Source organism: Bacillus sp. SIMBA_154, assembly GCF_046536015.1.
GTDB lineage: Bacteria > Bacillota > Bacilli > Bacillales > Bacillaceae > Bacillus > Bacillus pumilus_P.
In genome coordinates, this window is the sequence record NZ_JAWJBV010000705.1 from 1 (window position 1) to 233 (window position 233).

At 39.5% G+C, this 233-nt stretch carries 1 protein-coding gene; it reads left to right on the plus strand.

Annotation, left to right across the window (positions count from 1 at the left end):
• Positions 1-195: hypothetical protein (locus tag R0K30_RS23690; RefSeq protein ID WP_410613499.1), on the plus strand; the 195-nt coding region annotated here is incomplete at its 5' end.
• Positions 196-233 lie beyond the last annotated feature (38 nt).

Consider the following 233-nt stretch of genomic DNA (forward strand, 5'->3'; position numbering starts at 1 on the left):
GGCTTATTTTTAAATTCACATAGATTAAGCGTTTCGGTTGAACGAAGCTTTCTCAGTGACACATTTGTGAAGTCATCGCAGGTATCTGTCTTTGCTGAAGGGCTATTAGTGTCTGCTGCATTGGTGGTTACAGATACACAGCCTAGAGCCAATGTTAATCCGAATATTAATTTTCTTATCATGCGGTTACCTTGAATGCGATTCGATGGGTGTTTATGTAACTTATCATACGC